The sequence below is a fragment of the Streptomyces vietnamensis genome (assembly GCF_000830005.1).
Taxonomy (GTDB): domain Bacteria; phylum Actinomycetota; class Actinomycetes; order Streptomycetales; family Streptomycetaceae; genus Streptomyces; species Streptomyces vietnamensis.
Genome location: NZ_CP010407.1, coordinates 1,191,845 through 1,214,314 on the forward strand (window position 1 = coordinate 1,191,845; position 22,470 = coordinate 1,214,314).

Below are 22,470 nucleotides of genomic sequence, written 5' to 3' on the forward strand. Positions count from 1 at the left end.
GCGGCCGCCGGGCCGCCCCTCGCCGTTGTGTGCGGTCCGTTCCGCTACCCGGCCGACCGCCCGTACACCTGCTTGCCCAGCCACTGGCCGCCGTCCACCGTCAGGCACTCGCCGGTCAGGTACGAGGCCCCGTCGCCCAGGAGGAACAGCGACGCGTCCGCGATCTCGGCGGGGTCGGCGAAGCGGCCGGCCGGGACCGTGGCCAGCACCTCCTCGCGGGCCTCGTCGGTGGCCCACAGGGCCGCGCCGGCGCCCTCCGTCTCCGTCGGGCCGGGGGCGATGCAGTTCAGGCGGATGCCCAGCGGGGCGAGTTCCACCGCCAGGGTCCGCGTCATGGCCAGGACGCCGGCCTTCGCGGCGGCCGAGTGGACGGTGCCCGGGTGGCCGTGCCAGGCGTACGTGGCGATCACGGAGAGGACCGAGCCGCCGGTGCCCTGCTCGCGCAGCCTGCGGGCGACGGCACGGGTGCAGTAGTACGAGCCGTTGAGGACGATGTCGACGACGGCGCGCCAGCCGCCCGGGGACAGGTCGATGCCGGGGACGACGAAGTTTCCGGCGGCGTTGTTGACCAGCCCGTCAAGCCTGCCGAACCGCTCGACCGCCGCGGCCACCAGCGCGTCCACCGCCTCCGGGTCCCGGACGTCCGTCGGCACCGCGAGGGCCTCCCCGCCGGCCTTCTCGATCAGGGCGACCGTCTCGTCGAGGCGCTCCGGGGTGCGGCCGGCGACGGCGACCCGGGCGCCCGCCCCCGTCAGGGCGAGCGCGATGGCGCGGCCGATGCCGCTGCCGCCGCCCGTCACGATGTACGTCCGTCCGTCGAAACGGGTCATGTCAGCACTCCATGGGCGTCGAGGGCGACCGCGCCGCCCGGGTGGACGAGCAGCGGATTGACTTCGAGCTCGATGAGCTCGGGGTGCTCGGACGCGGCCCGCGCCAGTGCGCACAGGGCGTCCGCGGCGGCGTCCAGGTCGACGGCGGGCGCGCCCCGCCAGCCGGTGAGCAGCGGTGCGTGCCGCAGGGAGAGCAGCAGCTCGCGGGCCCGTACCGGGGTGAGCGGGGCGAGGGCGAGCGCGGTGTCGGCGAGCAGTTCGGCGGTGACCCCGCCGAGGCCGACCATGGCGACGGGCCCGAACGCCGGGTCGTAGCGCACTCCGGCGATGAGCTCGACGGAGTGCGGGTGGACGGCCATCTCCTCGACCGCGTACCGGGCGGCGCCGGTGGTGTCACGCATCCGGGCGAAGGCGGCGCGCAGTGCGGTCTCGTCGACGATGCCGAGGGCCACCCCGCCCGCCTCGGTCTTGTGGGCCAGGCCCATCGCCTTGAGGGCGAGCGGGTATCCGGTGCGGCGGGCGGCGTCGGCCGCCTCGTCGGCCGTGGTGACGAACTCGGCGGTGGGGAAGTCGAGTCCATGGGACCGGAGCAGGGCCCGGACGCTCTCGTACCCCCCGTCCGCGACGGGGCGGGACGGGGGCGGCACCCGCCCCGGCGGCGCGTACGGTGTCGCGCGTTCGAGCCGGGCCGCATGGGCCAGGGCGGTCGCGGCCTGCTCGATGCGCTCGTAGACGGGTACGCCGTGTTCGCGCAGCACGGTCAGGGCCGGGGTGTCGCGGGCCATGGTGTGGACGACGAGCAGCCGCCCGGCCTTCCGCGCGGCCTCCCCCAACTCCTCGGCGACCTCGCACTCCTCGCGGGTCTGCTCGGGGTTGGCGGTGGCGTAGTCGCCGAAGTAGCCGGTGAGGACCGTGGCGTCGGTGTCCCCGCCGTCGAGCAGCGCCCGGGTGATCCGGGCGTAGTTGCGGAGGTCCGCCTCTCCCGCGCCCGCGAGGTCGACGGGGTTGCCGCAGCCGCCCCGGCCGGGGAGGTGTGCGGCGACGGCGGCCCGGGTGGCCTCGTCGAGAACGGGGACGTGGAGCCCCCGGGCGGTCAGCGCGTCGGCGGCGAGCGCGCCCTGGCCTCCGCTGTCGCCGACGACGGCGATGCGCGGCGCTTCGGGGGACGCGGGGGTTTCGTCGGACGCGAAGGCGTCGGCGTCCGCGTCGGCGGCGGCCTCGGGCACGGCCCGGCCCCGCCCGAGGCACGACCCCTGCCCCTGCCCTTGAATCCGTCCCTGTGCCCGCCGCTGCCCCTGACCGTGCCGTGCCGCCGTCAACAGCACGGCCGTGTCGACCAGTTCGCCCGCCGACTCCAGCAGGATCGCGCCCGTGTCGCGGCAGACCGCGTCCACCACCGCCCGGGCGCTCACCAGCGCGCCCGTGTGGGAGGCCGCCGCGCGGCCGGAGGCCTCGCTGCGGCCGAGCGTGAGGAGCAGGACGGGCTTGCCGGCCGCGTGGGCGGCGGCCAGGGTGCGGGCCAGGCGCCGTCCGTCCCGGAAGTCCTCCACGTACGCGGCGACGACGCGCGTCGCGTCGTGGGCGATCAGCGCGTCGAGGGCGTCCGCCGCATCGATGTCGCGCTGGTTGCCGAGCGAGACGAACCGGGAGAACCCCTGTCCGGCCCGGGCCAGGAGTCTGCCGATCTCAAGCGCGAGGTTGCCGCTCTGCGACACGAGCCCGACCGCCCCCGCCGGGAAGTCGCCCCAGCTCAGGCGCAGTTCGGTGGTGGTGTCGACGACGCCCATGCAGTTGGGGCCGAGCAGCCGCCCGCCGTGCGAGGTGACGAGCGAGGCGAGTTCCCGTTCCTCCTCGGGACCGGACCCGCCGGACGTGATCACGGTGAAGCACCGCGCGCCCGCCGCGAGCCCCTCGACGACCACGGGCCGCACCTGCTGCGGCGGCACCGCGACGACGATCTGCTCGGGGACGGTCGCCAGGGACCCGAGGTCCGGCAGGAAGGGGACGCCGTCGAGGTGGCCGCCCCGCTGGTTGACGAGGTGGACGCTGCGCCGGGAGCGTCCGGCGAGGGCGCCGGCGGCCAGCCAGTAACCCCACTTGGCGGGGTTGGCGGAGGCCCCGACGACGGCGACGGAACGCGGATCGAAGAGGGCGTCCAGGCTCATGCGTACCAGCCGAAGCGTTCGGCGATCACCGGCAGCCGGTCCGCGACGACGCCGTGCGCCGCCGCGCGCGGGGTGGTCCCGTCGCGCTCGGCCCGGGCCAGGACCTGCTCGACCAGCGCGCGCATGGAGCTCCGGATGTGGGCGAACGCCTCGTCCGGGTCCGCGCCGATGTCGCCGAAGAGGGTCCACCACCACCAGGCGTTGGTGGCCGAGTTGACGACCACGTCCGGCAGGACGGTGATGCCGCGCGCGGCCAGCAGTTCCTCGGCCTCCGGCAGGACCGGCATGTTGGCCGCCTCGACGATCCAGCGGGCCGTGATGCCGGCCTGGTTGCCGGCGTCGACCGCGTACGAGACGGCGGCCGGGACGAGCACGTCGACGTCGGCGGAGAGCCAGGCGTCGCCGGGCAGTTCGGCGTCGTCCGCGCGCAGGGCGGCGCGGTCCACGGTCCCGTGCGCGTCCCGGGCGGCAAGGAGTGCTTCCACGTCCAGGCCGTCCGGGTGGACGATCGTCCCCTTGACGTCGGCCACGGCGACGATCTTCAGCCCGGCCCGGGCCAGGAAGCGGGCGGTCGCCCCGCCCATCGTCCCGAAGCCCTGCACCGACACCCGCGTCCCCGCGCGGGGGACACCGGCCCTGTCCAGTGCGGTCAGGACCGATTCGGCGACCCCGCAGCCGCCCGCCAGCTCGTCGAGCCCGATGCCGTCCACGTCCACGGCGAACGCGTCCGCGAGCCGGCGCCGGGCCGCGGCCTCGTCGTCGAGCAGCGGGTACACGGCCTGGATCGAGGAGACCAGACCGGCCTCGGCGGCCGCGCGGTCGACGAGGTCCTGGGTGAGGCCGAGGTCCTCGCCGGTGGTCCAGAAGTGCTCGATGTGCGGCCGCATCGCGCGGAGGTAGCGGACCAGCACCCCGTACGCCTCGGGGTCGCGCGGGTCGCAGTCGATGCCGCCCTTGGCGCCGCCGAGCGGGATGTAGCGGCCCTCGGGGTTGTAGTGCAGGGCCTCCTTCATGGTCATGCCGCGGGCCAGTCCTGCGACCTCGTCGAGGGTGCAGCCCTCGCGCATCCGCAGCCCGCCGCTGGAGACGCCGCGCACGAGCCGGTCGATCACCAGGTGGCCCCGGCGGCCGGTCACGTGGTCCGTCCAGGTGAGGGAGATGAGAGGGGTGTGCGTGAGGGCGGTCGCGGTCTCGGGCGTCATCGGGGGGACTCCTCGGGGACTTCGGGGGCTTCGGGGACTGTTTCGGGAACGGTCAGGACGGTGGGTCCGGGAGTGCTCAGCGCATGGGCCAGGGCGTCGGCGAGCTCCTCCGGCGAACGGACCACCGCGCCCCGGCCGCCGTAGGCGCGAGCGAGTGCGGGGAGGTCGACGGAGGGCAGGTCCACCGCCGTGGGGGTGTCCCCGCGGGCCGCCATCTCCTCGCGGATCTCGCCGTAACCGCCGTTGTCGAAGACCACGACGGGAAGCGGGAGCCGGAGCTGTGCGGCGGTGGCGAGCTCCTGCACGGAGAACTGCAGGCCGCCGTCGCCGCTGAGGGCGACGACCTGTCGTTCGGGGTACGCGGTCTTCGCGCCGATCGCGGCGGGCAGGGCGTAGCCGAGGGTGCCGAAGCCGGTGGGGTGCAGATAGCGGCCCTCGGGGCCGAGGGGCAGATGGGGCAGTGCGCCGTAGTAGCAGCACTGGGCGCTGTCGGAGGTGAGCACGGCGTCCTCGGCGAGGACGCGGCGCACGGCGTGGAGGTAGGGCAGCCAGTGCGCGTCGCGGGTGCGGGTCTCGTCGTCGCGGGCGGCACGGAGGGAGCGGACGTCGGCGGGGTCCGCGGGGACGCCGCCGGTTCCTTCCCGGCACGCGGCGAGCAGCGCCTTGAGCAGGACCCGTGCGTCGCCCACCAGGGACACGTCCGCCGGGAGCCCCGCGTACATCTGGGCGGGGTCCACGTCGACCCGGATCAAGGTGCCCGTCAGGGCCGGTGGCGGACCCCAGAGGTCGGACTCGGCCAGCTCCGTGCCGACGGCGAGGATTACGTCGCGGTCCGCCAGCCACTTCTGCACGGCCGGGCTGTGCAACGACACGCCCAGCGAGAGCGGGTGGCGCTCGTCGATCACGCCTTTGCCGTTGGCGGTGGTCACGGCCGGCGCGCCGAGGTCCTCGGCGAGCGCCGCGCATTCCGCTGCCGCCGACCGGGCCCCTCCGCCCAGGACGAGCGCGGGCCGCCGGGCCGCGCGCAGGACGTCGGCCGCCTTCCCCACCGCCTCCGGGTCGGGCGCGGGGGGTCCGGTGAGCGGCGCACGCCGTACGGGCCCTGCCGGCTCCACCGTCTCAAGGAGGTCGAGCGGCACCTCGATGTGCACCGGACGGGGCCGGCCCGTACGGAAGAGGGTGAAGGCCCGTGCCACCGCCGAGCCGATCTCGTCCACGGACGACACCCGGTGGCTGAAGGCCGCGACGCCGCGCAGCGCCTCCGTCTGGCTGCGCATCTCGTGGAGGAGTCCGGTGGACTGCCGGGGGTGCCGCAGCGGCATGCCGGGGGAGACGACGAGCAGCGGCACGCTGTCGGAGTAGGCCTGGCCGACGGCGGCGGCGATGTTCAGCAGCGCGGGACCGGTGGTGGTGATCGCGACACCGGGCCGGCCGGAGACCCGGGCGTACGCGTCGGCGGCGTACCCCGCGCCCTGTTCGTGGCGGGGCGTCACATGGCGTATGCCGTGGGCCCGGAGGTGGCGGTAGATCTCCAGGTTGTGCGTGCCGGGGATCCCGAAGGCGTCGGTGACGCCGTGCGCGGCGAGGGCGCGGACGACGGCCTCGCCGCCGGTGAGGGACGCGCCGTCGGTGAAGGTCTTGCCCTCCGTGGGCGGGGTCGCCATCACAGGCCCCGCGCGATCACGAGCCGCATGATGTCCGAGGTGCCCTCCTCGATCTCCTCCAGCTTGGCGTCCCGCATCCACTGCTCCACCGGGTACTCGCGCGAGTAGCCCCAGCCGCCGAGGGTCTGCACGGCGGCCCAGGTGCAGTACGCGGCCGTCTCCGAGGCGGTCAGCTTGGCCATGGCGGCCTCGGTCGTCGCGGACAGGCCGGCGTCCAGGCGCTTGGCCGCGCGCCAGGTCATCAGGCGGGACTGCTCGATCCGGGTCCGCATGTCGGCCAGCCGGAACGCCACCGCCTGGTGCTCGATGATCGGCTTGCCGAACTGCTGCCGGGTGCGCGCGTAGTCGCGGGCGTACTCGTACGCGGCCCGCGCCACGCCGGTCGCCGCCGCGCCCAGCACGACCCGCGAGACGTCGAAGGTCCGCATGAGTCCCCGGAAGCCCTGCCCCTCCTCGCCGAGGCGGTCCTCCTCGGGCACGAAGGCGTCGGCGAGGAAGATCTCCCGGCAGACGATGGCGCGCTGGCCCATCTTGCGCATGGGCTCGCCGAAGGTGACGCCGGGGGTGTCCTTGCGCAGCAGGAAGGCGGTCACGCCCCGGGAGCGCTGCGTGGGGTCGGTCTTGGCGAAGACGACGTACTGCTCGGCCTCGCCCGCGTTGGAGATCCAGGCCTTCTGGCCGTTCAACAGGTAGCCGCCGTCGGTGCGGGTGGCCGTCGTCACGATGGACGCGGCGTCGGAGCCGGCGCCGGGTTCCGTGGTGGCGAGGGCGGCCATCGGGCTGTCCGGGCCGGTCAGCGGGGTGAGCCAGGTCCGCTTCTGCTCCTCGGTGCCGAGTTCGAGCAGCGGGTCGGCGAAGAAGCCGTTGGAGCAGAGCAGGTTTCCGATGCCGAGGTCGCCGACGCACAGCTCCTCCTGCACGAGGCACTGGGTGAAGACGTCGGTGAAGCCGCCGCCCCCGTACTCCTCGGGAAGCATGAAGCCGGTGATGCCGACCTTGGCGGCCTTGTGCCACAGGTCCCACGGCGTCCGGATGTCGGCCTCGTCCACGGCGCGCGCCCGCGGGCGGATCTCGTCGCGGGCGAAGGCCCGGGTGAGTTCGACGATGCCACGCTGCTCGGGGGTGAACGGAACCAGCTCGGTGGGGAGGTCGGACATGGTGCCTCCAGGTGTGGCAACAGGGTCGTTAACTGAACCGTCAGTCAGTATCGAGAGGCGTCGGCGGCGCTGTCAACGCCTCGGATCCCTCCACTTCCGGCCGCCACCGCCGGGCCGCGCCGATCCGCACCGGAGACGTACGGCACGGCGCCCGCGTGGGGCATGGGTACAGTCGGAAACCGGACGAGCCGGGGCGAAGGAGGCCGACGGAGCATGGCGGTGGACGAGCTCGACACGCGGATCCTGCGGCTGCTGATCGAGCAGCCGAGGACCAGCGTGCGCGAGTACGCGCGGATCCTGGGGGTGGCGCGGGGCACCGTGCAGGCGAGGATCGACCGGATGGAGCGCGACGGGGTGATCACGGCGACCGGGCCGGTCCTCTCCCCCGCCGCCCTCGGGCACCCGGTGCTCGCCTTCGTGCACGTCGAGGTGACCCAGGGGCATCTGGACGAGGTCGGGGACGCGCTCGCGCGCGTGCCGGAGATCGTGGAGGCCTTCTCCATCACCGGCGGCGGCGACCTCCTGACCCGGGTGGTGGCCCGCGACGCCGGGCACCTGGAGGACGTCATCCAGCGGCTGATCCAGCTGCCCGGCGTGGTCCGCACCCGGACCGAGATCGCGCTGCGCGAGCGGGTCGCGCACCGGCTGCTGCCGCTGGTCGAGGCGGTCGGCCGCCGCTCGGGGACGCCCTAGGTGTATTGATCACGAGCCTTGCCGACGCCGCCCCTCCTGGTGGTTCGTCCAAGTGGGCTGGCAGATGCCATGAGACATCCCTTGATCGCTTGCAGATGAGATCTCGTACGGCCTAACGTGGCCGACATGCAGTCCTACACCATCGGTCAGGCGGCACGCCTGCTCGGCGTCAGCCCCGACACGGCACGCCGCTGGGCCGACGCGGGCCGGGTCGCGACCCACCGCGACGAGAACGGCCGGCGCCTCATCGACGGCCGCGATCTGGCCGCCTTCTCCATCGAGGTCGGGCAGGGCGCCTCCGGGGACGAGGAGGAGTCGTACACCTCGGCCCGCAACGCGTTCCCCGGGATCGTGACCGCCGTCAAGCTCGGCGACGTCGCCGCCCAGGTCGAGATCCAGGCCGGGCCGCACCGGCTCGTCTCGCTGCTCACCCGCGAGGCGGTGGAGGAACTGGGCCTGGAGGTCGGCATGCAGGCCGTCGCCCGGGTGAAGTCGACCAGCGTGCACATCGACCGGACCTGATCCCTCCGGGACACGAACCCCGGAAGCGGACTTCCGGAGGCCGTGGCCCGGAGTGGCGGTGGGGGCTGTCCGTGTCCGGGGGGACGGACAGCCCCCACCGCGCTTTCTCAGAACACTCCTCCTCAGCACACCCCTGGAACCCACGATGAAACGCCTTCACGGCCGGACCGCCGGGCGCGGACCGCGCACCCCGCTCGTCCTCGCCGTGCCCGCGCTGCTCGCCGTCGCGTTCCTGCTGCTCCCGCTCGTCGGGGTCCTGGTCCGCACCGAGTGGGGTTCGTTCGGCGCGCACCTGACGAGTCCCGGCACCGTCGAGGCCCTCAGGCTGTCCCTGCTCGTCTCCTTCTGGGCGCTCGGCCTGTCGCTGCTGCTCGGCGTGCCGCTCGCCTGGCTGCTCGCCCGGGTGCCGTTCCGCGGCAAGGCGATCGTCCGGTCGCTGGTCCTGCTGCCCATGGTGCTGCCGCCGACGGTCGGCGGCGTGGCCCTGCTGCTCGCGTTCGGGCGGCGCGGCGTCGTCGGCCCCTGGCTGGAGAGCGCCTTCGGTCTCACCCTGCCCTTCCACACCTCGGGCGCGGTGGTCGCCGCGACGTTCGTGGCCATGCCGTTCCTGGTCATCAGCCTGGAGGGGGCGCTGGCCGGGCTGCGCCCCCGGTACGAGGAGACGGCGGCCTCCCTGGGCGCCTCGCCGGTGCGGGTGTTCTTCACCGTCACGCTGCCGATGGTCGCCCCGGGGCTGCTCGCCGGGGCCGCGCTCACCTGGGCGCGGGCGCTGGGCGAGTTCGGGGCCACGATCACCTTCGCCGGGAACCTGCCCGGCACCACCCAGACCCTGCCGCTCCAGGTCTATCTGCTGCTCCAGGAGCAGCCGGAGGCGGCGACCTCCGTGTCGCTGCTGCTGCTCGCCATCGCGATGGCGGTCCTGGTCGCCCTGCGGGGCCGCTGGACGGGCACCCCGTCCCCGGGCCGCCCCCGAGCCGTGTCCGGGGCGCCGGCCGACGACCCCGCCGTTCCCACGGCCGAGGCGCAGGCCGCGGCGGTCACGGACCTCCCCGGAGCGGAGGAACCGGAGGGCGGGAAGTGGGCGCTGCACGCCGAGGTCACCGGCTTCACCCGCCTCGCCCTCGACGCCGAGCCGGGCACCACCATCGCCGTCGTCGGCCCCAACGGCGCCGGCAAGACCACCCTGCTCCGGGCCCTCCTCGGCCTCACCCCCCGCGCCCACGCCTCGCTCCGGCTCGGCGACACCGACGTCACGGAGCTGCCCCCGCACCGGCGCCAGGTCGCCTGGGTCCCGCAGGACGGCGCCCTCTTCCCCCATCTGTCGGCGCTCGCCAACACCGCGTACGGCCTCCGGGCGCGCGGGGTGCCGCGCGCCGAGGCCCGGCGCGAGGCGCGGGCCTGGCTCGACCGGCTCGCCGTCGGCCACCTCGCGCACCGCCGTCCGGCCGAGCTGTCCGGCGGCCAGGCCCAGCGCGTCGCCCTGGCCCGCGCGCTCGCCGCCCGCCCCCGGCTGCTGCTGCTCGACGAGCCGCTCGCGGCCCTCGACCAGACCACCCGCGCCCATGTCCGGCACACCCTGCGCCGTCACCTCGCCGGCTTCGGCGGCGTCTGCCTCATCGTCACCCACGACCCCGTCGAGGCCGTCTCCCTCGCCGACCGGGTGCTCGTCCTGGAGGACGGGCGCACCCTGCAGGACGCCTCTCCCGCCGAGGTCTCGCGGCACCCCCGCTCCCCCTGGGTGGCCCGGATGCTCGGCCGGAACGCCTGGCCCGGCACCGCCTCCGCCGAAGGACTCGCGCTGGACGGGGGCGGCACCCTGATCACCGCCGAGCAGCCGCCCGCCGGCACCCCGGCCCTGGCGATCATCGCGCCCGAGGCGGTGGCCGTGCACCGCGAGAGGCCCGGCGGCAGCCCCCGTAACGTCTGGCCCGGCACCGTACGGGAGATCACCGCGAGCGGCAGCCGGCTGCGCGTCCTCGTCACCTCGGACTCCGCGCCCTCGCTCGTCGCCGAGATCACCCCGCAGGCCGCCGCCGAACTGGGCCTCGCCGACGGGGTGCCGGTCTGGACGGGCGTCAAGGCGACCGAGGTGACCGTCGTACCGCTGTGACGGCCCCGGTGACGCCGCCCCCGTGATGCCGTTCCTGTCGGCGACTGCCCGGCGTCGGCAACTGCCCGGCCCGGGAAGGAAATTCACGGGCGCCCGGCCCGGTCCTGTGGCAGGGTACGACGGCCCTGCCCCCGCGTGATCCGGAGCGTCCCATGCCCCTGCCCGAGCGGCTCGTCCCCCTCCTCGACCAGTTCGACTTCGCCCGACAGCGGCTCGCCGACCGGATGGCGGGACCGGTGATGGACAGCGGCAACGGCACGGACGTCGAGGTCGGTCCGATGACCGACGCGGAGTACCTCTGGGAGCCGGGGCCCGGCTGCTGGTCCGTCCGGCGGCACGCCGACGGCCCGGGGGCGCGCGCGACCCTCCTGGTCGGCGCCGGGGAGTGGGGCCGGGACACGGCGCCCACGCCGCACCCCGTGCCGCCGCCGTTCACGACGATCGCCTGGCGGCTGAGCCACCTCTCCGAGATGCTCGCGCTGCGCGCCGACCACACCAACGGCAGCCGCAGCCTGACCCGCGACGACTACCGGGTCGCCGGGGACGTCGCCACCGCCCTGGCCGCCTTCGACACCGCCGCCGACGCCTGGCGCGAGGCGCTGCTGTCCGTCGACGACAAGGCGCTCGACACGGTCGGCCACTGCACCTACCCGCACGGCAGCGACGCGGAGAACCCCTTCCTGGAGATCGTCTGGTGGGTGAACCAGGAGCTCCTGCACCACGGGGCGGAGATCGCCCTGCTCCGCGACCTCCACCGGCTCCGCGCGTAGCGCGGTTCAGCGGATGGTGCGGGCGAGGAGCATCGCCACGTCGTCCTGGGCGGATCCCGCGAGGAGCCGCCCGAGGACCTCGTCGCACAGCGTGTCCAGGGGCCGGTCGAGGGGCTGCAGCGCCTCGGCGAGCTGCCGCATGCCCTGGTCGAGGTCCCGGTCGCGGGCCTCGATGAGACCGTCCGTGTAGAGGACGAGGAGTCCGCCCCCGGGCAGGGCGACCTCCTCCGTGCCGAAGTCGTGGGCTCCGGTGCCCAGCGGTGTGCCGGGCGGTCCGTCGAGGAAGGTGATGGTGCCGTCCGGGGTGGCGACGGCGGGCGGCAGATGGCCGGCGCGGGCGATGGTCCAGCCGCCGGTGGCCGGGTCGTGGACCGCGTAGACGCAGGTCGCCATCTCGTCCTCGCCGAGGTCGGCCACGACGGCGTCCAGGGAGCGGAGCATCCGCGCCGGTGCGATGTCGTGGCGGGCCAGGGTCCGTACGGCGGTGCGCAGTTGGCCCATGACGGCCGCCGCGTGGATGCCGTGGCCCATGACGTCGCCGATGACGAGTCCCGTCCGGCCGCCGGGCAGCGCGATGACGTCGAACCAGTCGCCGCCGACGTCGTGGGAGCTCGCGGGGAGGTAGCGGCCGGTGAGCTCGAGGCCGGTGACGGCGGGGAGCGCGTTGTTGGTGAGGCTGCGCTGCAGGGTGAGGGCGGCCTCCCGCTGGGTGGTGTAGAGCCGGGCGTTGTCGATGTTGAGGGCGGCGCGGGCGACGACCTCGTCGATGAGGACGCAGTCCTGCGCGTCGAAGGGCTCGCGGGTCCGCAGCCGGGTCACCGTGACCGCCCCGAGCACCTGGCCCCTGGCCACCAGGGGGACGAGCCGCGCCGAGCCGAGACGGGTGGCGAGATAGGTGCGGAGCGCCTCGGTGCGCGGATCGGTGAAGAGCCGCGGGAGGTCGGAGGTGTAGAGGTTCGTCGGCCGTCCGTGGACGACCACCTGCTCGTACACGGAGTCGAGGGGGATCTGGAAGGTCTGGCCCGGGGTGAGGAGCGCCGTGGGCGCGGTCGGGTCGGGGAACTGGGCGGCGAGCCGCCGCAGCACTCCCCGGGTGGAGGCGGCCGGGTCGTCGGGTTCGAGGACGGACTCCAGCATCTGTACGTCGGCCGAGTCGGCGAGCTGGGGCACGAGGAAGCGCACGGTCTCCTCCGCCGTCTGCTTCAGGTCCAGGGTGGTGCCGATCCGGGCGCCGGCCTCGGCGAGCAGCGCGAAGCGGTGACGGGCCCGCTCGACCTCGATGTGTGCCTCCTGGCTCTCGGTGATGTCGACGAGGGAGGCGATGAGCCCGAGCGGCCGTGGTTCGGTGCGGTCGACGAGCGGGGCGTACGAGCAGGACCAGATGTGGTCCCGGTCGGGGTCGGCGGGGGTACGGCCGACCCGGCGGGCGTCCACCACGGCCGTACCGCTCTCCAGGGCCTCGCGCATGAGCGATTCGAGCCCGGCGGCGTTGACGTCGGGCACGACCTCGGTGAGCCGGTGGCCCACGTGCCGGGCGGCCGAGACGCCGTTCATCCGGGCGAGGGCGTCGTTGACGCGCAGGAAGCGCAGGTCGGGGCCGAGCAGGGCGAGTCCTATGGGCGACTGGGTGAAGAGGCTCTCCATCGCCGCCAGGTTCTCCCGCATCCGCAGGACCTCGGAGGTCTCCACCGCGATGAGCATCGCCCCCGGGCGTCCCTGCGGGTCGGTGGCCGGGACGATCCACATCTCCATGGCGACCGTGTGGCCGTCACGGTGGCGGACGGGCAGCGTGCCCATGATGGTCTCGCCCGCCTGGACGCGGCCGGTGAGCCCCTCGGCGAGCTCACGGTTCGCGTCGGGGACGAGGAGCGGGGTCGCGAGCCGCCCGAGGACGTGCTCGGGCCGGTGGCCGAGGAGGTCCTGCGCGGCGAGCGACCATTCGACGATGCGGCCCTCGGCGTCCTCCCGCCAGAGGGCGATCGGCAGCAGCTCGCGGAGCACGCCCGCGTCCCCGACGGCCGCCCGGGGCGGCTGCGGAACCCTGCTCGACGACTGATGAGTCTCCAACGCATCGACCTACGCATCGGCCCGGCCCCAGAGGGCGCAATCCCTACCGAATCACCCTATCCGAGGAGCTCACGGCGGGCGCTGCGCAGTGCGGCCGATCGGGACGGCGCCCTGCCCCTGCCCGTGCCGGCGGGGACGGGCAGGGGCAGGGGCAGAGCGCATGAGCAGCCGCTCACCGGGCGGGCCGCCGCCCCGACGACGGCCTCAGCCGGTGGCGAGGGCCTTGAAGGCGCGGGTCTGTTCGGTGATGGCCCGCTCCGTGGGGAGGCGTTCGATCGACGAGGCTCCGAAGAAGCCGACGACGCCGGTGGTGTGCTCCAGGACGTACCGCGCGTCCTCGGGCTCGGCGATGGGTCCGCCGTGGCAGAGGACGAGGACGTCGGGGTTCACCCGCTTGGCCGCGTCGTGCATCTCCTGGACCGCGGCGGCGGCCCGGTCGAGCGTCATGGCCGTGCCCGCGCCGATGGCCCCCTTGGTGGTGAGCCCGACGTGGGGCACCAGGACGTCGGCGCCGGCCGCGGCCATGTCGGCGGCCTGCTCGGGGTCGAAGACGTACGGGGCGGTGAGCAGGTCGCGTTCGTGGGCGGCGCGGACCATGTCGACCTCCAGGCCGTACCCCATGCCGGTCTCCTCCAGGTTGACCCGGAAGGTGCCGTCGTACAGGCCGACCGTGGGGAAGTTCTGCACTCCGGCGAAGCCCATGGCCTTGAGCTCGTCGAGGAAGAGGTCCATGCGGCGGAACGGGTCGGTGCCGCAGACGCCGGCGAGGACGGGGGTGTCGCGGACCACGGGCAGCACCTCGCGGGCCATGTCCTGGACGATCGCGTTGGCGTCCCCGTACGGCAGGAGACCGGCGAGCGAGCCGCGGCCGGCCATCCGGTAGCGGCCGGAGTTGTAGATGATCAGCAGGTCGACCCCGCCGGCCTCGGCGCACTTGGCGGAGAGGCCGGTTCCCGCGCCCGCGCCGACGATCGGGCGGCCCGCGGCGACCTGGGCGCGGAGCCGGTCGAGCACGTCCTGACGGCTGATGGTGGTCACGATGGTCGCTCCTCGGTGTCTCGGCGGGTGGCGGCGCGGGCGTTCTCGGTGATCAGCCGGTGGAGGCGGTCGGCCATGGCGACCGCGAAGGAGGGGTCGTTGACGTGGGCGTCGAGTTCGTGGACCCGGACCTCGCCGCCCCGGACGGCGGCGCGCAGCGCGTCGAGCCCGGCGCGGTCCGCCTCCGGGTCCTCGAAGGGCCCGCCGGCCACGTCCACGGCGGAGACGCCGCGCAGCGGCCAGAAGACCTCGGCGGGGCCGCGCGCGGTGCGGAGCTTGCGGCCGATCCCGGTGCCGAGTTCGGCCATCTCGCCCGCGGTGGTGCGCATCAGGGTGACGGTCGCGTTGTGGATGAGCAGCCGGCGTTCGGCGAACCGCTCGGGGACGGTCGCGGCCGGCCCGAAGTTGACCATGTCGAGCGCTCCGGGGGCGACGACCTGCGGGATGCCGACGGCCCCGGCGGCGGTGAGCCGGGACGGGCCCGCGCCGAGCACGCCGCCGACGAGGTCGTCGGCGAGTTCGGTGGTGGTGAGGTCGAGGACGCCGTCGAGCATGCCGTCCCTGGCGAGCTTCTCGACGGCCCGGCCGCCGGCGCCGGTGGCGTGGAAGACGAGGACCTCGTAGCCGAGTTCGGCGAGCCGGGCGCGGGCCGTGTCGACGGCCGGGGTGGTCACGCCGAACATGGTGGCCGCGACGACCGGCCGTCCCCGGCCTGCGGGCTCGTCGTGGTTGCGCTCGTGGCGGCGGGCCATGCCGGCGGCGGCCGCTGCGGCGTTGCCGAGGACCTGGCAGGACACGGAGTTGAGCCCGGAGATGTCGACGACGCTGTACATCAGGGTGAGGTCGCTGCTGTCGACGTACGGGGAGACGTCACCGCCGGCCATGGTGCTGACGAGGACCTTCGGGACGCCGATGGGCAGGGCCCGCATGGCCTGGGCGGCGATCGCGGAGCCGCCGCTGCCGGCGGCGGCGAGCACGGCGTGCAGCCTTCCCTTGCGGTAGAGGTCGACGACGATCCGGCTGAGGCCCTGCGCCATCGCGGTGACGGCCGCCCCACGGTCCCCGGCGGCCCGGAGCCGCGCCAGGTCGTGTCCCGCGGCCCGCGCGACGACGTCGGCGGGCACGTCGGGCACGGGTCCCTGGGCGGGCGGCGGCATGATGCCGGTGTCGACGAGGAGGACGTCGCTGCCGTACTCCCTGAGCCGCTCGCGCAGCCAGGCGTACTCCTCCCCCTTGGTGTCCAGTGTGCCGACCAGCACGACGGTCGCCATGCCCTCACCCTTCTCCCGGTCCCGTAGCCGCGTCCCGGTCCCGTGGCCCGGTCCCGCCGGTGTCGATCCTCCGACGGGTGACCTGCGGCGACAACGACCAGTCGGGCCGGATTGGCCTGCGTCGTGAAGATCCCCGAAAGGGGTCGTGCAGCAAGATGGGCGCCATGGCCAGGATTGCTTCGACCCGTCTGTCACGGCTCCTCACCGGCTGGTCGTCGGAGGGGGCGGGACCGCTGCCACGGCGGCTGGCGGACGCGCTGCGGGAGCTGGCCGAGCGCGGGGACGTGCCCGGCGGCAGCGTGCTGCCCTCGCAGCGCGAACTGGCCCTGGTGCTCGGCGTGAGCCGGTCGACGGTGACGGCCGCGTACGGGCTCCTGGAGGGCGAGGGGTGGCTGGAGAGCGTGCGGGGCAGCGGCTCCCGGCTGCGCGGCTCGGGTGCGCTCGACCGGTACGTCGCCGAGGGCCGGCTCGTCAGCTTCAACGCGCGGTCGGGGGGCTCCGGCACCGCGGACCTGTCGAGCGGGGCGCTGCCCGGGCTCGGCGCGGTCGGCGAGGCCGTGGGGGCGCTGACCCACGGCGACCTGGGCGCCCTGCTCGGGGACGACGGCTACCACCCGTACGGGATCCCCGCGTTGCGGGAGGGCATCGCCGCGTACTACCGGGCGGCGGGGGTGGCGACGGAGGCGGGGCAGATCCTGGTGACCTCGGGTTCGCAGCAGGCGGTGTGGCTGGTGGTGCAGGCCCTGGTCGAGCCGGGCGACACGGTGGTCGTGGAGAACCCCACCTACCGGGGAGCCCTGGAGGCGCTGCGGGCGCGGGGCGCCCGGCTCGTCCCGGTCGGCGGGGACGAGCCGGACGGTGGCGCGGGCGGGACCGGTTCGGCGGAACTGCGGCGGCTGTGCGCGCACGCCCACGGGCGGCCCCGGCTCGTGTACCTCCAGCCGACGGTCCACAACCCGACGGGGCGCACGCTCGGCGGCGCGGCGCGCCGGGAGTGGCAGCGGGTCCTCGCGGACCAGGAGCTGTTCACGGTCGAGGACACGGCCTGTGCCGAACTCGCCCTGGGCGACGGGGAGAACGAGGAGGCCGACGCACCGGTTCCGCTCGTGGCCGATCTCCCGATGGCCTCGACGGTGACCGTCGGCACGCTGTCGAAGCTGTTCTGGGGCGGGCTGCGGGTGGGCTGGGTGCGGTCGTCGCCGCAGGTGGTGGCCCGGCTCGCGAAGATCAAGACCTCGGTGGACCTGGCCTGCTCGGTCGTGGACCAGTTGGTCGCCGTCCGGCTGCTCGACCGGCTGCCCGAGGCCCGCGCCCGGCGCAGGGCCGAGCTGCGGGGGCAGCGGGACGCGGCCGAGGCGTTGGTGCGCGGGGCGGCCCCGCACTGGGAGTGGACCCGTCCGGCGGGCGGCCCCGCGCTGTGGGTGCGGATCCCGGGCGCCGACACGGAGGCCCTCGCCCAACTGGCGCGGCGGCAGGGGGTGTCGGTCGTCCCGGGGGCGGCGTTCTCGCCGGTGGACGGCTTCCGGGACCGGCTCAGACTGCCGTACGCACACGGGACGGAGGCCCTGGCCGCCGCGCTCCCCACCCTCCTGGAGTGCGCGGAACGCGCGGCCGGATGAGGGTGCTCAGGGGTGCATCCCGGCCCCCTTGAGGACCTTGTCGACCGCGTTGCGCGGCCCGTACACGGCGATCCCCACCAGGTCGAGCTGTCCCGCGCCCACGGCCCGTACGGCGGCGCGGTTGTCCCGGTCGTTGCCGGTGGTGAAGAGGTCGGACGTGAACACCGCCCGGGGCAGTCCGCGGGAGAGGGCGCGGCCGTGCGCGGCGGTCAGCGTCTCCTTGGTCCCCTCGAAGACCAGGACGGGCTGCCGGAACATCGGCAGGTACGGGGTGCCGTCGGCGTCGGCGTACCGCTCGCCGATCACCTCCGGGAGCTCCGTACCGAGGCCGCTGACCAGGAACGCCGTCACGTTCAGCCGCTGCCAGGTCTCCAGGTCCTCGCGCAGCAGCACGGCGATCTTGGTGTCGAAGCGTACGGGGGTGTCGTCGGGCGTGTTGTCGTTCGTCGTCATGCTCCGAGACTGCCGCCGGCCCCGTCGTACGGTCTTGTACGTTCCTTGCATGATGAACGCCGGGTGGGCCGATGTGTCGGCCCACCCGGCGTTCACGGTTGTCCCGAAGCGCCTGTCGAGAAGCGCCTATCGAGCGGCGTATCCGAAGGCCACACCGTTGGCCGGCAGGCCGCCCGAGCCGGGCTTGTACGTGGTCACGGGAGCGACCGTGCCGCCCTGGGTCACGTTGGACATCGGCAGCGCGTACAGCGCACCGGCGGCGTTGGGCCCGAACGGCATCCCCACGTACAGACGGGTCGCGGTGAAGTGGATGCTCTTGCCGAGCTTCTGGTTGGCGCCGGGCGTGCCGGGGATCCCGTCGCCGTCGCCCGCCTCGATCCAGCGGTCGTTCAGCCCGGCCGAGCCGGCCATGGAGAACGTGTGGACCGCGCCCGCGTCGGCAGCGGTGCCGATGTCCTCACCGGGCGTACCGACCGCGAGGCGCATGGAGGCTATGGTGCTCACCGCGTTCGGGGCGGTGTTGACGGCGGTCAGCGTCTCGCCCATGCGGTCACCGGTCTCGGAGGTGCCGGAGACCTCGTCGTCCGCGGTGCCCTGCTTGAGCTCGCGCAGATAGCTCCAGGTGCCGTCGGGCTTGATCCGGATCTGCACCACACGGCCCGCGTTCAGCCGGTTCTCGGTGCCCACGACCACGCCTTCGCCGGGCGAACCGATGGCGAGGATCGAGTCGGCGGGGGCGGAGGATCCCAGGGGCCGGTACGGGGCGATGGCCACCGCGTAGCCGAACTGGTCGCCCGCCTCGGCGTCACCGGAGATGGCCGCGCTGTCCTGGTCGAGCCCGGCCAGGGGAAGCGGCCGGCCCTCGGCGTCGAACGCGTTGGCGTCGAAGATGACGACACTGCCCGCCTTCGTCTTGGTGCCGATGGCCTCGTTGGGGGAGCCGATGGCGATGTAGTTCTGGTCGGCGGCCAGGGACCAGCCGAAGTTGTCGTCCTTCTCGGGGTCACCGGGGACGCCGGGCTTGTCCTGGTGGATCGTCAGGCTCGTGGTGTCGTAGACGTAGAAGGCGGTGCCCGCGTTGGTGAGCGTGCTGATGGCCTCGCCGGGCGTGCCGATCAGCAGGTACGGCCGGCCGGCGTCGTTGACCGCGGCCGCGAGCGACTGCCCCATCCGGTCGTTCGCCTCGGCGGTCGAGGCGGCGATCGCCCCGGTGCCCGCGCCCTGCTCGAAGTGCGTGGCCTTGGTGGTGCCCGCCCCCAGGCCGCCGGCGGCGCCGTAGAGGATGTCGACCATGCCGGCGTTGGCGACGGTGCCGATGTCCTCGCTCGGGGTGCCGACCACCAGGTCGGTGAAACCGTCCTTGTTCCAGTCGATGGCGGCGAGGGTCTCGCCGAAGTAGTCGTCCGCCTCGGAGCCGCCCGGCACCCAGTCCAGGTCCTGGCTGATCTCCGCGGTGCCCTTGCCGCCGCCGTACACGATGCGGATCAGACCGGCCTTGACGTCCGTGCCGACGGTGGCCTGGGTGTCGGAGATCGCGATGTCCTCGGCACCGTCACCGTTGAAGTCGGTCATGCCGACGGGCCGGGGAGTGCTGCCGCCTCCGCCGAGCGCCGCGCCGATGTCGATGCGGGGAGTGGTGGCACCCGTGTAGATGATGGGGCGGCCACTGCTCTTCAGCAGGGCCACGAGGTCCGCGATGCTCTTGGTGGGGTAGGCCTGCCTGAGCACGGCGAGGGCGCCCGCCACGTGCGGCGTCGCCATCGAAGTACCGTTCTTGGAGGCGTAGTTGCCGCCGGGCACCGAGGAGACGATGCTCGTGCCGGGGGCGAACACGTCGAGCAGCGGGCCCCGGTTGGTGAAGGAGGACAGCTCGTCGTCATCGGTGGTGGAGCCGACCGTGACGGCGGAGGAGATGCAGCCGGGGACGCTGACCGCGTCGGTGTAGCCGTTGTTGCCGGCCGCGACCACGGTGGCGACACCGGCGCCGAGCAGGTTGTCGATCGCCACCTTGCGCGGGTCGCTCTCGCAGGCGGTGGTGTAGTGGCCGCCGCCGAGGCTGAGGTTGGCCGCGACGATCGGCGTACCGGTCTGCTTGAGCCTCAGCACCTCTTCCAGAGCCGCCAGTTGGGCGCTGGGGAAACTGCCGATGCACGGCACTTCGCCGCCGCAGGCATCGGCGGTGTTGAACTGGGAGAACACCTGGATGGCGACGATGTCGGCGCCGGGGGCGACTCCGGTCTTCGGGGATCCGACGGCGCCCGTACCCTTGCCCGCGGCGATGCCGGCCACATGGGTTCCGTGGTCACAGGCGTTCAGGGTCGCGCACGGTCCGGACGCGACGTCGGCGGAGCCGGGACCCACCTGCTCCGCGGCGCCGTTGGGGCAGAGGCTGGTGGCGCCCAGATCGGGATCGATCGGCGAGAAGCAGGCCTCGGCCTTGACCCGGCCGCCCAGGAACGGATGGTGGGTGTCGACACCGCTGTCCAGCACGGCGACGGCGCTGCCCGCACCGGTCTTGCCCGCCTTGGCAGCCTCGTCGCCGCCGATGAGCGGGACGCTCTCGTCCAGGGTCGCCTGCTCGGGCTTGTCCTCGGTGACACTGACCACGCCCGGCTGGGCGGCGAGCCGGTCAAGGCCCGCCTTGTCGACCTTGAGGGTGACCACCGGCAGGGCGTCGAAGCTCTGCTTCGTCTCACCGGCGGTGGCCGCTTCGGGAAGGTCCGTACGGCTCTGGGTGAGCACGTTGACGCGGACGGTGGAGCCGTCGGCGGTCTTGTCGTACAGCGGCGGGTCGACGGCCTCGCCCGTGACCGCGGCCGTGACCGCGCCGGTGGTGCTCGTCGGTGCGGCGGCCTGGGCCGGTATCGCACCCAGGGTCGTGGTCATCGCGGCGGCGACGACCGTGGCCCAGATCGTTTTCTTCATGGCGCCTCGGGGAGCAGGGGGCCCGGTACGGCCCGTGGATGGGCGGGCGCGGCCGGGTCCGTGGAGATGGGGGGGAGTGAAGGGATCGGGTGCGAAGGGGCCGGGCGGCGATGTCGCGCCGCCCGGCCCGTTTCCGCCCGAAGGCTTGATGCGCGAGGGGGCCTGATCCGTCAGGAGGTCGGGCCGGGGGACATCAGAGGTCCCCGCCCGGTATCGGATCGCCTGGGATCGGATCACCCGGGAACGGACCGCCCGGGATCAAGTCGCCCGGGATCAGGTCGCGTTCGCGCCGTTCTTGGCCCGGCCGAAGACCGTCACCGCGGCGTAGTACGTGTTGGCGAGGGAGCGGCAGGTGCTCTTCCAGAAGTAGGCGGAGCAGGTCTTCCAGTAGAGCGTGCTGTAGAAGACGGCGTCCACGGCAAGGCCCTTGTTGCGCGACAGGTAGTACTTGTAGCCCTTGTACGTGTTGCCGATCAGGCCGTAGCCGTAGTCGTGCATGTCGCAGGCGGGGATGAAGTTGTAGCCGAGCGGCTTGTCGGGCGCCGTGGTGCAGTGGTCGTGGTTGATGCCGCGCACCCAGTAACCGGTCGGGGTCTTCTTCCACTTGGGCGAGTGCCAGCCGTAGTGCGCCACCTTGGACGTGCAGCCGGTCTTCCAGTAGTACAGCCAGTGCCGCGCCCAGCTGCACTTCGACGGGTACGACGTCGGGTCGGTGATCTCGCCGCCGGGGAAGTCCGCGGCGGGCGGCGGGTCGGTGACGCCGGTGGTGTCGTCCGGAGCGTCACCCTCGACCGGCACGCCGGGGGTCGGGACGGCCTCGCCGTCGACGGTGGCGGTCGGGGCTGCGGAGTTGCCCGCGAAGCTCAGGTCCCAGCTGCCGCTGCTCGGCGAGTTGATGTCGATGAGGCGGTTGACGCCGTCGTAGGCATAGGTGGCCGCCGGCTCGGCGGCCTCGCTCGGGTTGGTCACCGTGCGCAGCAGACCGGAGGAGTCGTAGGCGTATCGGGCGAGGGTCTGCGTGGTGGCGCCCTCGGTGACGCTGATCTGCTTGACGCGGCCCGTGTAGTCGCCGAAGGAGGTGCCGGCGGCCGTGGTCGTGTCCGCGTAGGTGACCGAGGTGGACGTCGCGAGCTTCTCGCCGGCGGCGGGGGTCGAGACCTTGAACACCCGGCCCTTGGCGTCGTACTGGACCGTGGTGGCGTAGGTGTTGTTGCCGACGCTGGTGACCCGCCACCTGTCGGTGCCGGTGGCGGCCTGCTGCCACTTGTAGGTGGGCTTGAGGTCCGCGGCCGGGATGGGGTTTCCGGCGGCGTCGGTGAAGGTGTCGTCGCCCGCCGCGACGGTGGAGAGGTCCACGCCGAGCACCTCGACCATGGTCGTCACCAGGGTGCCGGTGGCGTCGTTCCACTTGGAGGTAGCCGTCACCTCGGACCCGTCGGCGGTCGCGTACTTCTTGACGCCGCCGCCGTCGGGGTAGTCGATGCTCGACTTGAGCGCGTACGTGATCTTCTCGTCGACACCGAGGTCGGTCACGACGATCTTGTCGCCCTGCTGCTCCAGCTTCCGGTTGAGCTGGCCGCCGACGAACTCGGCCTCCCAGTTGGGGCCGAAGACGCCCATCTCGGGGCGGGTGGCGGGCGCGGACTCGGGCTTGGCGAGGCTGCCGTCGAGCTGCTCGGCGACGGTGTGGCGTCGGCCTATGAGGGCGGCGTCCACGTCGTTCTCGTCGACCTGGAAGGTCTTGTCCGCGGTCGAGTACAGACCGGGACCGATCGTGGACAGCGTGCCCTCCGCCAGCGGCTGGTCCGGGACCTCCGCCGTGGTGGCGCTCGCCTGCGCGGCGGTCGTCAGCGCCATGGACTGCTGCGGCATCAGTAGCGCGAGTGAAAGCGCGGTGATGGCCGGAAGTGCGATTTTGCGCACGAGTTGACCCCTCGGTGTGGTGCTCGGCTGGTGATTGCTGCCGGACCATAGGGGGCCCTTG

Annotated in this window: 16 protein-coding genes; 5 read left to right on the forward strand and 11 right to left on the reverse strand. The window is 73.9% G+C overall.

Going from position 1 to position 22,470, the window contains the following annotated elements; translation table 11 throughout:
• Positions 1-44 precede the first annotated feature (44 nt).
• Genes SVTN_RS05125 through SVTN_RS05145 form a run of 5 tightly spaced genes read right to left on the reverse strand, consistent with a single transcriptional unit; the run spans position 45 to position 7,018 of the window.
• A complete protein-coding gene (locus SVTN_RS05125; protein WP_041127978.1) occupies positions 45-830 on the reverse strand; it encodes an SDR family oxidoreductase in 786 nt (261 codons plus the stop codon).
• Entirely contained in the window at positions 827-2,995 is a 2,169-nt protein-coding gene (locus tag SVTN_RS05130; protein ID WP_041127979.1) for an acetate--CoA ligase family protein, read from the reverse strand. Before SVTN_RS05130 ends, SVTN_RS05125 begins: the two co-directional genes overlap by 4 nt.
• Positions 2,992-4,197, reverse strand: a complete 1,206-nt coding sequence (locus tag SVTN_RS05135) for a glutamate dehydrogenase (protein WP_052498983.1) — start codon at positions 4,195-4,197, stop codon at positions 2,992-2,994. The genes SVTN_RS05130 and SVTN_RS05135 overlap by 4 nt, the downstream gene beginning before the upstream one ends.
• On the reverse strand, positions 4,194-5,861 hold the full coding sequence (locus SVTN_RS05140; RefSeq protein ID WP_052498984.1) for a thiamine pyrophosphate-binding protein: 1,668 nt from the start codon (positions 5,859-5,861) through the stop codon (positions 4,194-4,196). Before SVTN_RS05140 ends, SVTN_RS05135 begins: the two co-directional genes overlap by 4 nt.
• A complete protein-coding gene (locus SVTN_RS05145) occupies positions 5,861-7,018 on the reverse strand; it encodes an acyl-CoA dehydrogenase family protein (protein WP_041127980.1) in 1,158 nt (385 codons plus the stop codon). Before SVTN_RS05145 ends, SVTN_RS05140 begins: the two co-directional genes overlap by 1 nt.
• Before the next feature lie 213 nt (positions 7,019-7,231).
• Here SVTN_RS05145 and SVTN_RS05150 point away from each other — a divergent pair, with 213 nt between their 5' ends.
• The 4 genes from SVTN_RS05150 (at position 7,232) to SVTN_RS05165 (ending at position 11,113) form a co-directional block, all read left to right on the forward strand.
• On the forward strand, positions 7,232-7,711 hold the full coding sequence (locus SVTN_RS05150) for an Lrp/AsnC family transcriptional regulator (RefSeq protein ID WP_041127981.1): 480 nt from the start codon (positions 7,232-7,234) through the stop codon (positions 7,709-7,711).
• A gap of 126 nt (positions 7,712-7,837) precedes the next feature.
• Entirely contained in the window at positions 7,838-8,233 is a 396-nt protein-coding gene (locus SVTN_RS05155) for a TOBE domain-containing protein (RefSeq protein ID WP_041133609.1), read from the forward strand.
• A 145-nt stretch (positions 8,234-8,378) separates the two neighbouring features.
• Positions 8,379-10,343 carry an ABC transporter permease gene (locus SVTN_RS05160; protein ID WP_041127982.1) on the forward strand — a complete coding sequence of 655 codons (1,965 nt, stop codon included), beginning with the start codon at positions 8,379-8,381 and terminating at the stop codon, positions 10,341-10,343.
• 152 nt (positions 10,344-10,495) lie between these two features.
• Entirely contained in the window at positions 10,496-11,113 is a 618-nt protein-coding gene (locus SVTN_RS05165; RefSeq protein WP_041127983.1) for a DinB family protein, read from the forward strand.
• A gap of 6 nt (positions 11,114-11,119) precedes the next feature.
• Here the strand turns inward: SVTN_RS05165 and SVTN_RS05170 are convergent, their stop codons facing one another.
• The 3 genes from SVTN_RS05170 to SVTN_RS05180 form a co-directional block, all read right to left on the reverse strand.
• Positions 11,120-13,180 carry a SpoIIE family protein phosphatase gene (locus SVTN_RS05170; protein WP_041127984.1) on the reverse strand — a complete coding sequence of 687 codons (2,061 nt, stop codon included), beginning with the start codon at positions 13,178-13,180 and terminating at the stop codon, positions 11,120-11,122.
• A gap of 204 nt (positions 13,181-13,384) precedes the next feature.
• Positions 13,385-14,218 (reverse strand): phosphoenolpyruvate hydrolase family protein, encoded by an 834-nt coding sequence (locus SVTN_RS05175; protein ID WP_245727445.1) that lies wholly within the window; start codon positions 14,216-14,218, stop codon positions 13,385-13,387.
• Complete coding sequence (locus SVTN_RS05180) at positions 14,215-15,489, reverse strand: Tm-1-like ATP-binding domain-containing protein (protein WP_041127985.1); 1,275 nt, start codon at positions 15,487-15,489, stop codon at positions 14,215-14,217. Before SVTN_RS05180 ends, SVTN_RS05175 begins: the two co-directional genes overlap by 4 nt.
• 164 nt (positions 15,490-15,653) lie before the next feature.
• On the opposite strand from SVTN_RS05180, the gene SVTN_RS05185 reads away from it, so the two are divergent.
• Positions 15,654-17,108 (forward strand): aminotransferase-like domain-containing protein, encoded by a 1,455-nt coding sequence (locus tag SVTN_RS05185; protein WP_041127986.1) that lies wholly within the window; start codon positions 15,654-15,656, stop codon positions 17,106-17,108.
• 6 nt (positions 17,109-17,114) lie between these two features.
• On the opposite strand, the gene SVTN_RS05190 is transcribed toward SVTN_RS05185, so the two are convergent.
• From SVTN_RS05190 to SVTN_RS05205, 3 genes are all read right to left on the reverse strand, one after another.
• Positions 17,115-17,561 (reverse strand): DUF2000 domain-containing protein, encoded by a 447-nt coding sequence (locus tag SVTN_RS05190; protein WP_041127987.1) that lies wholly within the window; start codon positions 17,559-17,561, stop codon positions 17,115-17,117.
• Positions 17,562-17,687: 126 nt separating this feature from the next.
• Positions 17,688-20,486, reverse strand: coding sequence for a S8 family peptidase (locus tag SVTN_RS40915; RefSeq protein ID WP_052498985.1), 2,799 nt, complete (start codon positions 20,484-20,486; stop codon positions 17,688-17,690).
• A gap of 273 nt (positions 20,487-20,759) precedes the next feature.
• Positions 20,760-22,409, reverse strand: a complete 1,650-nt coding sequence (locus SVTN_RS05205; protein ID WP_245727446.1) for a phospholipase A2 — start codon at positions 22,407-22,409, stop codon at positions 20,760-20,762.
• Positions 22,410-22,470: the final 61 nt, after the last annotated feature.